10 protein-coding genes and 1 tRNA gene are annotated in these 15,320 nt (G+C 34.1%); 2 read left to right on the top strand and 9 right to left on the bottom strand.

Annotated features, from left to right (window positions below):
- Positions 1-2,345: hypothetical protein (locus C8D80_RS12635; RefSeq protein WP_211341874.1), on the bottom strand; the 2,345-nt coding region annotated here is incomplete at its 3' end.
- A gap of 709 nt (positions 2,346-3,054) precedes the next feature.
- Here C8D80_RS12635 and C8D80_RS12630 point away from each other — a divergent pair.
- The gene (locus tag C8D80_RS12630) at positions 3,055-6,039 is read left to right on the top strand and encodes a reprolysin-like metallopeptidase (RefSeq protein ID WP_133610978.1); all 2,985 of its coding nucleotides are present in this window, start codon (positions 3,055-3,057) and stop codon (positions 6,037-6,039) included.
- Positions 6,040-6,148: 109 nt separating this feature from the next.
- Here C8D80_RS12630 and C8D80_RS12625 read toward each other — a convergent pair.
- The 8 genes from C8D80_RS12625 to C8D80_RS12590 all read right to left on the bottom strand — a co-directional run bounded on the left by C8D80_RS12625 (position 6,149) and on the right by C8D80_RS12590 (position 13,273).
- Positions 6,149-6,226, bottom strand: a tRNA-Val gene (locus C8D80_RS12625).
- Positions 6,227-6,308: 82 nt separating this feature from the next.
- Positions 6,309-7,523 (bottom strand): bifunctional folylpolyglutamate synthase/dihydrofolate synthase, encoded by a 1,215-nt coding sequence (locus tag C8D80_RS12620; protein WP_133610976.1) that lies wholly within the window; start codon positions 7,521-7,523, stop codon positions 6,309-6,311.
- Positions 7,524-7,547: 24 nt separating this feature from the next.
- Positions 7,548-8,357: an energy transducer TonB gene (locus tag C8D80_RS12615; RefSeq protein WP_133610974.1), complete on the bottom strand. Its 810-nt coding sequence runs from the start codon at positions 8,355-8,357 to the stop codon at positions 7,548-7,550.
- Positions 8,358-8,363: 6 nt separating this feature from the next.
- On the bottom strand, positions 8,364-8,759 hold the full coding sequence (locus tag C8D80_RS12610; protein WP_133610972.1) for an ExbD/TolR family protein: 396 nt from the start codon (positions 8,757-8,759) through the stop codon (positions 8,364-8,366).
- Positions 8,759-9,463 (bottom strand): MotA/TolQ/ExbB proton channel family protein, encoded by a 705-nt coding sequence (locus C8D80_RS12605; protein WP_133610970.1) that lies wholly within the window; start codon positions 9,461-9,463, stop codon positions 8,759-8,761. The genes C8D80_RS12610 and C8D80_RS12605 overlap by 1 nt, the downstream gene beginning before the upstream one ends.
- A 48-nt stretch (positions 9,464-9,511) precedes the next feature.
- Complete coding sequence (gene nhaD, locus C8D80_RS12600) at positions 9,512-10,885, bottom strand: sodium:proton antiporter NhaD (protein WP_133610968.1); 1,374 nt, start codon at positions 10,883-10,885, stop codon at positions 9,512-9,514.
- Positions 10,886-10,895: 10 nt separating this feature from the next.
- Positions 10,896-12,122 carry a Glu/Leu/Phe/Val dehydrogenase dimerization domain-containing protein gene (locus C8D80_RS12595; RefSeq protein ID WP_133610966.1) on the bottom strand — a complete coding sequence of 409 codons (1,227 nt, stop codon included), beginning with the start codon at positions 12,120-12,122 and terminating at the stop codon, positions 10,896-10,898.
- A gap of 89 nt (positions 12,123-12,211) precedes the next feature.
- A complete protein-coding gene (locus C8D80_RS12590; protein WP_133610964.1) occupies positions 12,212-13,273 on the bottom strand; it encodes an anhydro-N-acetylmuramic acid kinase in 1,062 nt (353 codons plus the stop codon).
- Between the two features lie 96 nt (positions 13,274-13,369).
- Here C8D80_RS12590 and C8D80_RS12585 point away from each other — a divergent pair, with 96 nt between their 5' ends.
- The gene (locus C8D80_RS12585; protein WP_133610962.1) at positions 13,370-14,509 is read left to right on the top strand and encodes an acyl-CoA dehydrogenase; all 1,140 of its coding nucleotides are present in this window, start codon (positions 13,370-13,372) and stop codon (positions 14,507-14,509) included.
- The last annotated feature ends 811 nt before the right edge of the window (positions 14,510-15,320 follow it).

The following is a 15,320-nucleotide window of genomic DNA, read 5'->3' as shown; positions in this document are numbered from 1 at the left end:
GTACAAACTTCTGCGTTATTGGCAACAACTGATGGTAATGCATTTACGGTTACCACGGCACCATCACTATTGGTACATTCATTTGAGTCTGAATACGTATACGTTACATTATATGGTCCTGCAACTAAACCTGAAGCATCGAACAATCCGGTTGCGCTTACATTGGCACCACTCCATGTTCCACCTGCTGGCTCTGCTGTTAATTGAACTGTAAATCCCGTACAAACTTCTGCATTATTAGCTACAACTGATGGTAGTGCATTTACGGTTACAACTGCGTCATCACTATTCGTACATTCATTTGCGTCCGAATACGTGTATGTTACATTGTATGGTCCTGCAGCTAAACCTGATGCGTCAAACAATCCTGATGTGCTTACATTAGCACCACTCCATGTTCCGCCTGCTGGATTTGCTGTTAGTTGTACTGTGAATCCAGTACAAACTTCTGCGTTATTGGCAACAACAGTTGGTAGAGCGTTTACGGTTACCACTGCACCATCACTATTAGTACATTGATTTGCATCTGAATACGTGTATGTTACATTGTATGATCCTGCAGCTAATCCTGATGCGTCAAACAATCCTGATGCACTTACATTAGCACCACTCCATGTTCCACCTACTGGCTCTGCTGTTAATTGAACTGTAAATCCGGTACAAACTTCTGCATTATTAGCAACAACTGATGGTAAAGCATTTACGGTTACCACTGCGCCATCACTATTAGTACATTGATTTGCATCTGAATACGTGTACGTTACATTGTATGGTCCTGCAGCTAAACCTGCAGCATCGAACAATCCTGATGCACTTACATTAGCTCCACTCCATGTTCCACCTACTGGCTCTGCTGTTAATTGAACTGTAAATCCGGTACAAACTTCTGCGTCATTGGCAACAACGGTTGGTAAAGCATTTACGGTTAAAATACCAGCGTCTTCTCCATCACAAGCTGTATTATGATTGCCATCAATAACAATTACTTTATAAACTCCACCACTATCACCTTGTGCTAAAGCCGGAGTTGTATAACTATTGCTTGTTGCTCCAGGTATTATATTATTATTCAAATACCATTGATAAGAATAACCCGGAATTGAAGCTGTACTGAACGTTGCCGTAGAACCAACACACGCTTCCTCATCATCTACTGATGGAGCAGGATTGTCACGAACGACTAAATTCACCGTACAAGGAGCTTCCGCTGGAACACCATTACTATCGCTCACTATTACAGAATACGTTCCGGCTACACCTACATTTATTGAGGCTATAGAAGCACTAAATCCATTTGGACCTGTCCATGCAAAAGTATAAGGCGCACCTCCCGAACCATTAATTCCAGATGCTGTAAAAACAGCAGTTGCACCTGCACATATTTGCGCAGATGAAGGAGCTATTGAACAAGTTGGCGGAACTATAATAGTGTTAGAAGCCATTTGTTGATCTTGACTTCCTAAAGTAACACAATTACTGAGTGGCGAACATACATTGTCTATATGAAAATGATAAGGTGAGCCACCGATTGTCGAAGCACCATTTCCTACACCCCAACCAATGCAAGATGCTGTAAGTTCTGCTCCAATATGACATCCTAAAACTAACAAAGCTTTTGTTGAAGTAGGCGTAAATGTTACCGTACAATAAGTTTGCTGAGTACTTAAACCATCTTCATTTCCCCATACATAGGTGATGTTTGAAACAGTTCCGTTATAAATCCAAATAGAATTTTTATCTGGAAAAGCAGCATCAACATTCTGTTGACATGCCATTTTTAGTGCTGTTTCATTATAATAACCAGCTGGTACTCCACCTGTATTACCTGCATTTGGTATAGGAAATACGTAAGTAGATTTTACAGGATTATAACCTGTTAAACCATCTAAAGGACTTACAATTTCTTCAATACGATTAGGTCCAGTAAAAAAATCGAAAGCATGTTGACCATCGTTACCTTGAGTAATATTAATATTAAATGTAACCGATGCCGGAACATTTGGAGTCAGACCAGCCAACTCGATACGAGTGGGAATCGACTGCCCTTCAGTAAAATGAGAATTTGTCGCTTGTGCATTTCCATTTGCCCAATTAACTGGACTAGCAGGAGCTGAAGCAGGGCCATTTTTTCCCCATTGCGAATTGTTTGTGTTTGACTGACTATATAAAGTAACTTGACCAAACACTAAAAGTAAAATTGTAAATCGATAGAACCAATTTTTATTAAATTCAACTTCTTTTAAATGCGAAGTTTTACACCAACCTTTAAATACCTTCGTTAAATGCTGCCAGGAGCCATTAAACCATTGGGTATTCTCACGATAAAATAAAATAAATTTTTTCATAATAATACGGTTTTAGTACCATATCATCAGTAGGTTTGAATAGAAAAAGAGCTTTGAATAAAGCAAATAGTTTTCCAATATTGTATTGAAGTTTAAAAAATAAAAGGAAAGAGGGGAAATTGTTAATTGATTAATCTTTATGAAGCATTTATCGCTATCAAAATTAATCAATAGAACCGTCTTATAAGTTGATTGATTTGTTTTGAAAATTATATCTCATTTACAAATCTTATCACTCTTCAATAATTCTTTTTAAAATTATTGGAGCAAATTTAACTCTATTTTCATTAATCCACGAACAAATTAAAATGATTTTATAAACTTTAACTATTTAACAATCAATTAACTAAAAATATTTTTAATGTAAAAAAATACTTCTGTTTTTTTACAATTTAGCATAAAAGATATAATCAACAAAAAATCCGTTTAAGTGCTTTTTATTTCCCAAAATAAACCTAAAAAATTAATTTTAATATCATTTCTAATTTTTTATTGTTGAGTAACGAATAATTTTCTTACGGAAACTTTATTCAAAAAAACAACTGACTATCAGATGGTTATATTTTTTCTTAAAAAAACATCCGAAATTTTAGCTTATATCTTACAAAGTTTTGGAAAAAGATGTATTTCATCGATTTTTTTGTTAATTTCATCGATGATATATTTTTAAATGTTTAGTTTTGAGCCGGTTAACAAAATGAAAATGACAATGAAAAAATTAATTTGTACTGCTCTACTTTTTACAATTACAATTGGAACTGCTCAAAACAAAAATGATTTATGGAAAAAAAATAATTCCAGTGAAATTTCCAAAAAAATTACAAAAACTGACTTACCTCAAAACAATATCTTCGAATTAGATTTATCTACAATGAAAAAGATGTTAAGTACATCTCCAAAAAGAGATAACTTCAACACTACTTCTAATTTAATCATAACATTGCCAAATGGAGAAGGCAAATTAGAGAACTTCAAAGTTTACGAAAACTCCGTTATGGCTCCAGAATTAGCAGCAAAATATCCTGAAATAAAATCTTATATGGCTGTTGGGATTGATAACCCAAATGCTCGTGCATATTTCAGTTATTCACCTCTAGGATTCAAATCTATGACATTATATCCTGATCAATCGGCTGTATTTATTGAGCCGGTGTCGGACGATTTGATTACATATTCTGTTTATAAAAAATCAGACAAGAAAAAAGCATTTCAAAAATTTGAGTGTAATGTTATTGATGAAGCAGTTAATATGGTTCAACCAAACAACAACACAACTCATTTAAGAGGTGCTGATGATGGTAAATTAAGAACTTTTAGATTGGCTTTATCAGCTACTGGAGAATTTACGGCTTACTTTGGAGGAACTAAAGCAGCTACTTTAGCAGCAATGAACAATAGCATGACTCGAATTAATGGTGTTTTTGAAAAAGACTTTGGAGTTCGATTGATTCTTATTGCCAATAATGATGCACTTATCTATACTAATTCGACAACAGATCCTTATTCGGATTATGCAAATAAAGCAAATTGGAAAACAGAAAATCAAACAATTTTAACTTCAACTATCGGAGAAGCTAATTACGACATTGGTCATTTATTAGGCGCTGGAACTGTTAATAGTGGAGATGCTGGAGCAAGAGGATCAATAGGTGTAGATAATTCTAAAGGTAGAGCTTACACTTGTGCAAATTCAACTAATAACCAAGGTGACACTTTCGATATTAATTATTTAGCTCACGAGATAGGACATCAACTAGGAGCTAATCATACTTTCACACACACAAACGAAGGAACAATTGCGCAACTAGAGCCAGGAAGTGGATCAACAATCATGGGATATGCTGGAGTAACTATCAAAGATATTCAACAATATGCTGATGCTTATTTTCATTCCATTAGCATCCAACAAGTTACAGATATAATTAAAACTAAAACTTGCGCAACTATAATAGTAACAGGTAACGCTGTACCAGTAGCTAATGCTGGAATAGATTTTACCATTCCAAAAGGAACTCCGTTTATGTTAAATGGCACTGCTACAGATGCTAATAGTACTGACGCGCTAACCTACTCATGGGAACAAATAGATTTAGGAAATGCGACTACTACAGTACCTTCAAGCACTGCTACAACAGGCTCGCTATTTAGATCTTACAATCCATCAACTTCTTCAACACGTTATTTTCCTAATATGAATACGATTTTGGCTGGATTAAGTTCTACTCAAGGATCTAGAATCATTTCAGAAACATTACCAGGAGTTGCTCGTACATTGAACTTCAGACTAACTGTTAGAGATAATAGAATTGGAGGCGGAGCAAATAATTCTGATGACATGATAGTAACTGTAGAGGGTGTTGCTGGTCCTTTCACAGTAGATTCTCAAAATGCCGCAATTTCTTATCCTGCAGGAACTACACAAACTATCAATTGGACGGTTGCTGGTACGAATGCAAATGGTGTAAACTGTGCTAATGTTGATATTTTATTATCAACAGATGGAGGACAAACATTTTCAACAGTCTTACTTGCTGGAACTCCTAATGATGGTTCTCAAAATATAATAATTCCAAATATTCCAGGAACTACTAACCGAATAATGGTTAAAGGAAGTAATCATATTTTCTTTGATGTAAATAATACAAATTTTACAATCACTAGTTCAGTTGTAGCCGACACAACTGCTCCAACAACTTCAACACTTACAGCCTCAGGAACTTCAACTTCAAGTACGAATTTATCTTGGACTACCGCTACTGATAATGTAGGAGTTACTGGTTATGACGTGTATCAAAATGGTGTTTTTAAAGCTAGTACTACAACGACATCTTTAATTGTAAACGGATTAACAGCTGCAACAACATATAATTTTTATGTGAAAGCGAAAGATGCAGCTGGAAATACATCTGTTGCAAGTAATATCGTTACAATTACTACTTCAACAACTACTTTAGCGAGCAATAATTCAACCTATTGTAATTCAACAGGAGCTACAGCTACAGAATACATTAATAGTGTTATGGTTGATACATTCAACAACACTTCTGGAAACAACAACGGATATGGCAATTACAGAGCTATGTCAATCAATTTAGCAACTGGTTCAACAACTAAAATCATGATTACTCCAAAATGGTTTGGAGCTGCAAGAGCAGAATATTATAATGTATGGATTGATTTTAATCAAAATGGAACTTTTGAAACTTCTGAATTAGTATTTTCAAAATCAAACACAAAATTAAAATCAGTAAGTGGTCCATTATACATTCCTACTAATGCTTTGACTGGTAATACGGTAATGCGAGTTTCAATGAAAAATAATTCATTACCAACAGCGTGTGAAACATTTTCAGCTGGAGAAGTAGAAGATTACACCATCAACATCGTTACGAATACAACCAGAAGTGCTGATGAAGTTACAACGACCAAAGAAGAAACAACGGAAATAAATGAAATAGCAAAAATTAATTTTAAATTATATCCAAATCCAGTAAAAGGAGATATCGTTTATTTTTCAGGAATTGAAAATGAAAATGCTACTTCTTACCGAATCTACAATCTAATGGGGCAACAAGTTGCAGATGGTCTTATTGAAAATAATGCTGTTAATGTAAGCGCTCTTATGCCAGCGATTTATATTATTGAAGTTACAGATGGTAATTCAGCAGTTTCAAAACGTTTTATTAAAGAATAAGCACTCAAAAAAACATAATTAAAAAATAAGCTGTTCAAATTTGGACAGCTTATTTTTTTACAAAAACTATACACATAAAAAAATCCCACATTTCTGTAGGATTTAAATTTGGTGGGCGATGAGGGGTTCGAACCCCCGACCCCCTCGGTGTAAACGAGGTGCTCTGAACCAGCTGAGCTAATCGCCCCAATAAGATGCTTTACTATTACCGTATTGCGAGTGCAAATATACACTGAATATTTATAATTGCAAGTGTTTTTGAAAAAAAATTACACAATTTCTGCCACTACAAAAGTACTACCACCAATGTAAATAAAATCTGAATCTTTAGCCAAATTTATCGCTTCTTCATAAGCTTCTGAAACAGAATTAAATACTTCTCCAGACAATCCAAATTCAGTTGCTTTTTTCTGTAAAATTTCTGGATTTAATCCTCTTGGGACATTTGGTTTACAGAAATAATAATTGGCATTTTTTGGAAATAAAGGTAAAATTGAATCTAAATCTTTATCATTTACTACACCTAAAACGATGTGAAGCCTTTCAAAATGGAATTTTTGAATTTGATTCAATACTATTTTCAATCCGTGACTGTTATGAGCTGTATCGCAAACCGTAAAGGGTATTTGTTTTAAAATTTGCCATCTACCAAATAATCCTGTATTCTGAACTACATTTTTTAATCCTAATTTAATATGCTTTTCTTCTATATTAAATTGTGATTGTAATAATTCGATAGCTTGAAGAACCGTTTTCTTATTATGAACTTGATAATCTCCCAATAAAGCACATTCGTAAGCAACTTCTGGATTATCTTGAGCAAAATAAATTGGAGTATTTTCTAATTTCGCTTTATCCATAAAAACAGGTTTTGTTTCTTCTGAATATTCTCCAATTACAACAGGAATATTAGATTTGATAATTCCAGCTTTTTCAGCGGCTATTTTTGGTAAAGTATCTCCTAAAAATTGAGTATGATCAAATCCAATATTGGTAATCACAGAAACTAAAGGTGTAATAACATTCGTAGAATCTAATCTACCTCCCATTCCAACCTCAATTACAGCTACATCAACTTGTTCTTGGGCAAAATAATCAAAGGCTAAACCAACGGTCATTTCGAAAAAACTCAATTGATTGTCTTCGAAAAACGATTTGTTTTGGGCTACAAAATCAACAACAAAAGCTTCGGAAATCATTTCTCCATTAATACGGATGCGTTCGCGAAAATCTTTTAAATGAGGTGAAGTATACAATCCTACTTTATGACCCGCTTCTTGTAATATTGAAGCAAGCATCGACGAAGTAGAACCCTTTCCATTGGTTCCCGCTACGTGAATGGATTTAAATTTGGTTTCGGGATGTTGCAAATGTTCTACCAACAACAAAGTATTGGTCAAATCTTTTTTATAGGCTGAAGCGCCTTGCATTTGAAACATAGGTAACTGGTTAAATAACCATGTTGTTGTTTCTTGATACGTCATTTTAAATGGGATAACAAAGAATTATTATTCTCCTACTTGGAAATTCACTACCACAAAACCAATTTGAGTTTCTGGTGCGTTAGCATCGGGTTGCCATTTAAAAGTTTTGGCTGTTTTGTAAGCAGCGTCTAAAACACACTGTGTTGTGTTTGTTGTACCTTTTACATACTGGGTTTTTACAACTGAACCATTTTTATTTACCGTTATTTGAACGACAACTGTTCCCGATTCATTTCCACATTGTAATGATTTTGTACCAGGCGAAGAAATTCTTCTATTTGCAAGCCCCCAGCTTGTTCCATTTCCTGATGATTTCCCACTTCCCGAACCATCACCATAAAAACTATTGGCATATAAACTTCCGTTTGGATTACCTTTATCACCACCTTCAGCATCATCTCCATGACCAGATTGTGATGTTCCATCTTGTTTTGGGCCTTTAATAATACTATTTAAGGCACTATTGCTAGGTTTTGTTGGTTTTGTTTCTGTTGGTTTAACAACAGGTTTTGTTTCCGCAGGCTTAACAACTGGTTTTTTTACCTCTTTTTTTGGTAAAGTAACTGGTGCCTCTTCATCTTGCGTTAAGACATCGTCTTCTTCTGCTGGAACAGGTTCTGCTTTAACTTGATCTGGTGACATTTGTACTGGTTCTGTTGGTTGAATTTCTCCACTACCCGTATCGCTAGTTCCGAAGTTAACTGCGATTCCGTTTTCTGGTGGTGGATCCATATACGTTAATCCGAAAATAGTAAACAACAGAAAAAGTATCACAAAAATAACCGACGTTATTGTGAATGATTTTTTTTCTTCTGATGTTTCTAAAAATTTCATTTTTTTCTATTTTGGATTTACCGCAATAACCATTTTTATTTGATTTCTGTAAGCAATTTCCATAACCTTAACTACTTTTTCATGAGGAACTGATTTCTCAGCTCTTAAAACAATAGCTTTATTATCAGAATTAGCCATTAAAGCCAATAATTGTTTTTCTAAATCAGCTTCATTGATTTTATCTTTATCTATGAAAAAATTCAAATCTTTATCAATACTTACTGAAGTACTTTTATTACTATCCGTTTTTCCTTTTGCTTTTGGCAACACTAAATCTAATGCATTCGTAGTTACCATAGTAGAGGTTATCATAAAAAAGATAAGCAACAAGAATACAATATCGGTCATTGACGACATGTTGAATTCTGTTGAAACTTTATTTCTAGTTTTACCTAACTTCATTATACTGGTTCGTTTAATAAATCTAAGAAATCAACCGCATTGGCTTCCATTTGGTTAACCACTTTATTCGTTTTTACTACCAAGTGATTGTAACCAACATAAGCTATAATTCCAACAATTAGTCCAACAACTGTAGTGGTCATAGCAGTGTAAATACCTTCTGCTAATGCACCAACTTCAATTTGTCCGCCCCCACTAGCCATTTTATGAAAGGCAAGAATCATACCAACAACTGTTCCCAAGAAACCAACCATTGGTCCGGCTCCTGAAATAGTAGCTAACATACTAGTGTTTTTTTCTAACTTATATAATTCTAAGTTTCCAGCATTTTCTATTGCAGTATTAATATCTTCTAATGGTTTTCCTATACGAGAAATTCCTTTTTCGATTAATCTTGCAACAGGTGAATTGGTTTGTGCGCATAACATTTTGGCAGCATCAATTTTGCCCGACATAATATTCATTTTGATGTTGTTCATAAAACTAGCATCAATTTTAGAAGCTTTGTTAATGGCCATTAATCGCTCAAAATATAAAAATAGAGCAAAAAACAACTGAATAAAAAGAACCAACATGATTAATTGGCCTCCAATTCCACCACTAGTTAATAAACTCCACATGGATAAGGTTTGTTCTGTAGGTTGTGCTTCTGTTACTACTTGACTAGCAACCGCTAAACTATCGGCTTGAAGAAATAAACTCATAATGTATACTTAATTTGTAATTAAAACGTGTATAAATTCTAAATATTGTTATCTAATATAATGTTCAATAAATAAGAAAGCCATTGCTCCTGCAATAAAACCTGCAAAAGCTAACCAAGTGATTTTTTTAAGATACCAAATGAAATCAATTTTTTCCATTCCCATGGCAGCTACACCAGCTGCAGAACCAATAATTAACATACTTCCGCCTGTACCAGCAGAATAAGCAATAAAATGCCAAATTGAATGATCAATTTCATATGTATACATTCCCATAGAAGCAGCAACTAAAGGCACGTTATCAATAACAGCTGACAAAATTCCTAATAATATTACCACAACATCCATATTAGGAATAGCATTAGAAATACTTTCAGCAGCATAACGCAATGTACCCACTTCAACTCCATTAATCGAACCAAAAACCAAACTTTCTAAAGCAGCAACTGCCATTAAAATTCCTAAGAAAAACAAGATACTTGAAATCTCAATTCTAGACAGCGCTTTGTTAGCAGAGTATAAATGTTTTCTACTTTTATCAAAATTATCTTCTGGGTGTATGTATTCAGAAACCAACCAAACTACTGCTAAACTTAACATCATTCCTACATAAGGAGGTAAATGTGTTATAGTTTTAAAAATAGGAACAAAAACAATTGCACCTAAACCTAACCAAAGCATCGTTTTGCTACTTAACAATCGTTCTCTTTCTTCATGAGATTTTTCATCTATCATGATTTCTCCTTTAAATACCTTCATTCTTGAAGCCAAAGCGTAAGGAACAACAAAACACAATATTGCAGGAATAATAATATATTCTGACAATCCACCAGCAGTAACTTTCTTAGCAATCCACAACATAGTTGTTGTTACATCACCAATTGGAGACCAAGCACCCCCAGCATTGGCGGCGATAACAACCAAAGAAGCATACCAAATGCGCTCTTCTCTATCATGGACTAATTTTCTCAACAATGAAATCAATACAATAGTCGCTGTAAGGTTATCTATAACAGCAGATAATATAAATCCAATAATCCCTGTTATCCACAATAATCTAATTTTACTTTTGGTTTTAACCATTCCTTTAAGAACATCAAAACCTCTGTGTAAATCGATTAATTCAACAATAGTCATGGCTCCAATTAGGAAAATTAAAATTTCAGCTACTTTTCCTACGTGATGCAAAAGCAACCCTTCGAACCCATGCTCTTGCTGATGAATATCTCCAGAATTAATATTAAAAATAGCTCCATGTCCATCAACTACAGAAAACCATCCGTTATGAAAACCTATCGCAAGCAAAGCCCACATCAAAGCAGCCATCATAAGTGCTGGCACAGTTTTATCTAACTTTAATGGATGTTCTAAAGTAATAGACAAATATCCAATAACAAATAGAAGTATTAATATTGCTTCCATGATTTATTTTTTATACAAGTTGTTTCAAAGCGATTTCAAAAGCAGTTGCACTAATGTTCTTTTTATCAGAATTTATAGCATGTGCATTTTGAATTGCGTTTTTAATTCTGTTAGAAGTGTCAGAGAAAATAGCTTCGTCTGTCATTTGTACTTTTTTCTCCATGAAATAAGCAAAAACTCTTGCCATACCACAATTTGCGATAAAGTCAGGAATTAAACTCACTTTTTTATCAGTTTCTTCCATAATTGGACCAAAGAAAATTTCTTTATCAGCAAAAGGCACATTTGCACCACTTGAAATCACTTCTAATCCAGAAGCAATCATACTATCAACCTGGTCTTTAGTAACCAATCTTGAAGCTGCACATGGAGCAAATACTTGAGCTCCCATTGACCAAATCTTTTCATTGATTTCAGCAAAAGGAATCATATTATCTGCTACCAATTTATTTCCGTCTTTGTTTAAGAATAATGTTGTAATTTCTTCGAAAGAGAATCCGTTTTCATTGATAACACCACCATCTCTATCGATGATTCCAACTACTTTAGCTCCCATTTGCGCTAGATAAAAAGCGGCTGCCGAACCTACGTTTCCAAAACCTTGAACGATAGCTTTTTTTCCAACAATTGTTCCTCCATAAATATCATAGTAATGACGAGCCGCTTCGGCAACACCATAACCTGTAATCATGTCGGCAACTGTATATTTTCTATTTACATCTGGAGAGAAATTTGGATTTTCAATCACTTTAATTACCCCTTGACGTAATTGTCCGATTCTATTGATTTTATCAGCTTCTGTTGGTTTAAAGTGACCATTAAAAACACCTTCTTGTGGATGCCAAACACCACAATCTTCTGTCATAGGAATAACTTCGTGAATTTCATCTACATTCAAATCGCCACCAGTTCCGTAGTAATTTTTCAATAATGGAGAAACTGCTTTATACCATCTTTCCAAAACACCTTTTTTTCTAGGATCGTTTGGGTCAAAATTAATACCCGATTTAGCACCACCAATAGCTGGTCCTGAAACCGAAAACTTAACTTCCATAGTTTTGGCTAACGAAAGTACTTCGTTCATATCTAACCCTTTACGCATACGAGTTCCTCCACCTGCAGCTCCACCTCTTAACGAGTTGATTACCGTCCATCCTTCTGCATCAGTTTCTGGGTCTTTCCAATTAAATACTATTTCTGGTTCTTTGTTTTCAAATTTCTTTAATAAATCTTTCATTGTGTTGGTTAATTTTTTTGGTTTTACAAATATACATATTCTGTTTAAGCACCGAAGCCTAAACTACACTTTTTAGTTTTTTATAACATTTACATAAAAACTACTCCAGAAGAGTGATTTTTACTAGCTCCTGTTACTGAGGACAATACATTAATTTCATTTCGTAATCGCAATACACCTAAAAATGCAAAAATCAATGCTTCCTTAAACTGAATGGTTTTATCATCTGGAATTACAACTTCAGTTGTAGGTAAATAATTACGTAATCTCTCAATTAAAAATCGATTATAAGCTCCACCTCCCGTAATGAATAATTTCGCATGAGGTTTATCACAAATCTTCGCAATTTGAATAGCGATATGTTCTACAAAAGTTCGAAGTTTATCTTTTACGTCGATTGAAAAAGAATGCATAAGTGGGAAAATTTCCGCATTTACAAACTCCATTCCTAAAGATTTTGGATAAGATGCTTTATAAAAATCCAAACCATTCAATTGTTTCAATAAATCCTGATTCACATTTCCAGATTTTGCTAAATTCCCAGCATCATCATATGGAAAACCTAATTCATTCGCATAAAAATTCAAAACGGTATTTACGGGCGAAATATCAAAAGCAATACGGTTCCCATTTTCATTAAATGACACATTCGAAAATCCGCCTAAATTCAAACAATAATCATATTGAGAAAAAAGCAATTCATCACCAATCGGAACCAATGGCGCACCTTGACCACCTAATTGCACATCTTGTACTCTAAAATCACAAACAATCGTTTGGTTAACTAAATCTCTAATCATTGGAAGATTCCCAATTTGAAGTGTAAATCCGTTTTGAGGTTGGTGTAAAATCGTGTGACCATGACTACAAACGGCATCAATTTCAGTAAGATTATGTTTAGAAATAAAATCGGAAATTATTGATGCTAAAAGTTTTGTATAACCACTATTCAATTCCTCTAATTCTGAATGACTGAAATGAATCGCATTTTTCAATTTGTTAAGCCATTCTTCAGAATAAGAAACAGTTTCGGATTGAAAAATTTCAAACGTCCAATTCTCTGAATGATTGAATTTTATGTAAGCTAAATCGACACCATCTAACGATGTGCCCGACATAACTCCGATAACGTTATAGTTTTCTTTAAACATGGGTTAAAATTACAAATTGTTATTGAAAATTTGGTAATTAATCTTTACATTTGGTTCCTGAAATTACAAAATAATCAAACATTACATCTAAATAATATGGATTTTAAATTAACCGAAGAGCATTTAATGATTCAGCAAGCTGCTAGAGATTTTGCTCAAACAGAATTATTACCTGGAGTTATTGAAAGAGACGAACATTCAAAATTCCCAACAGAACAAGTAAAAATGATGGGGGAACTTGGGTTCTTAGGAATGATGGTTGATCCAAAATACGGTGGTGCTGGATTAGATAGTTTATCATATGTTTTAGCAATGGAAGAAATTGCTAAAGTTGATGCTTCTGCAGCGGTTATCATGTCAGTAAATAACTCATTAGTTTGTGCTGGTTTAGAAAAATATGGTTCAGAAGAACAAAAAGTAAAATACTTAACTCCGTTAGCTAAAGGTGAAGTAATTGGTGCTTTCTGTTTATCAGAACCAGAAGCAGGTTCAGATGCAACATCACAAAGAACAACTGCTATTGATATGGGTGACCATTATCTAGTAAACGGAACTAAAAACTGGATTACAAATGGTGGAACAGCTTCTACTTATTTAGTAATTGCTCAAACTGATGCTTCAAAAGGACATAAAGGAATTAATGTTCTTATCGTGGAAAAAGGAATGCCAGGTTTTGAAGTAGGTCCAAAAGAAAAGAAAATGGGAATCCGTGGTTCTGATACACATACCTTATTATTTAATGATGTAAAAGTTCCTAAAGAAAACAGAATTGGTGCAGACGGATTTGGTTTTGCTTTCGCGATGTCAACATTAAACGGAGGAAGAATTGGAATTGCATCTCAAGCTTTAGGTATTGCGCAAGGAGCTTATGAATTAGCATTGAAATATTCTCAAGAGCGTGTAGCTTTTGGAAAACCAATTTTTAACCACCAAGCAATTGCATTCAAATTAGCTGATATGCATGTAAAAATTACATGTGCTAGATTGTTAATTCATAAAGCAGCAACTGAAAAAGATAATGGTGAAGATATTGCACATTCTGGTGCTATGGCTAAGTTATATGCTTCTGAAATCGCTTTAGAGGTAGCAAATGAAGCTGTTCAAATTCACGGCGGAAATGGTTACGTAAGCGAATACCACGTAGAAAGAATGATGCGTGATTCAAAAATTACACAGATTTACGAAGGAACTTCAGAAATTCAACGAATTGTAATTTCAAGAGGTTTAGTGAAATAATCACACCTAAATTAATATAGAAATCCGACTTCACAAGAGTCGGATTTTTTTTGGTCGTTACCACAAGGGTCGGGCTATCCGCACTCGCTTTACTTAAAATCTTTAGGCATTTTAAGTAAGAGCTCAAACAATTGCTCCTATCCCTAACGCGGAATTAGTTTTCAGTTAATATTTATTGTAAAATAATTTATAAATTGCTTAAAATTCACAAAACAAACTAAAAGATTCGCACTTGAACTGGAAGGTTAAAAAACCAAACAAGAACAAAACCTAAAGAATAAAATAGAAAAATAATTCACTTATTAATGTTCAATTATATTTTTGCAATTATATCAATCATTTTTGGTTTATGGAAATTAAATGATACTATTAAGAATACGACACGTGATACCAACTCAGCTCTTCAACCTTTTTTAAGTGGAATACTTGGCTCTATTGCTTTTATAGTTTTAGGGATTATAATTATATATTTTAAAATAACAGGTAAATTGTAGAGGCTATTTAGGTAATGCTAACACTTGGTAATAGCACTACAACCATTCAAAAATCCTAAATATAACTAGGATTAGTTCACTAGTTCGCAAAAATTACGTCGCTAGCGCGAGCGTCCCGCTCGTGTCCACAAATCCACGAGCGAGACGCTTGCGTTAGCGTTTCATGAAGTATAAAAACAACAAAACCACCCTTATGAGGTGGTTTTTTAGTCTCGTAGAGACGCTATATTGGTAACAAAAAAGCCCTATCATTACTGATAGGGCTTTTCAAAAGAAAGGCGGCGACATACTCTCCCACATAACTGCAGTACCATCTG

This window comes from Flavobacterium cheniae (assembly GCF_004363695.1).
Taxonomy (GTDB): Bacteria; Bacteroidota; Bacteroidia; order Flavobacteriales; family Flavobacteriaceae; genus Flavobacterium; species Flavobacterium cheniae.
Note: the sequence above shows the minus strand (reverse complement) of the source record. Positions and strands in the feature narration are given on the sequence as shown.

Coding starts and splice junctions, on each gene's coding strand:
- C8D80_RS12630 (WP_133610978.1), top strand. CDS start 3,055: ATGAAAAAATTAATTTGTACTGCTCTACTTTTTACAATTACAATTGGA.
- C8D80_RS12620 (WP_133610976.1), bottom strand. CDS start 7,523: ATGACGTATCAAGAAACAACAACATGGTTATTTAACCAGTTACCTATG.
- C8D80_RS12615 (WP_133610974.1), bottom strand. CDS start 8,357: ATGAAATTTTTAGAAACATCAGAAGAAAAAAAATCATTCACAATAACG.
- C8D80_RS12610 (WP_133610972.1), bottom strand. CDS start 8,759: ATGAAGTTAGGTAAAACTAGAAATAAAGTTTCAACAGAATTCAACATG.
- C8D80_RS12605 (WP_133610970.1), bottom strand. CDS start 9,463: ATGAGTTTATTTCTTCAAGCCGATAGTTTAGCGGTTGCTAGTCAAGTA.
- nhaD (WP_133610968.1), bottom strand. CDS start 10,885: ATGGAAGCAATATTAATACTTCTATTTGTTATTGGATATTTGTCTATT.
- C8D80_RS12595 (WP_133610966.1), bottom strand. CDS start 12,122: ATGAAAGATTTATTAAAGAAATTTGAAAACAAAGAACCAGAAATAGTA.
- C8D80_RS12590 (WP_133610964.1), bottom strand. CDS start 13,273: ATGTTTAAAGAAAACTATAACGTTATCGGAGTTATGTCGGGCACATCG.
- C8D80_RS12585 (WP_133610962.1), top strand. CDS start 13,370: ATGGATTTTAAATTAACCGAAGAGCATTTAATGATTCAGCAAGCTGCT.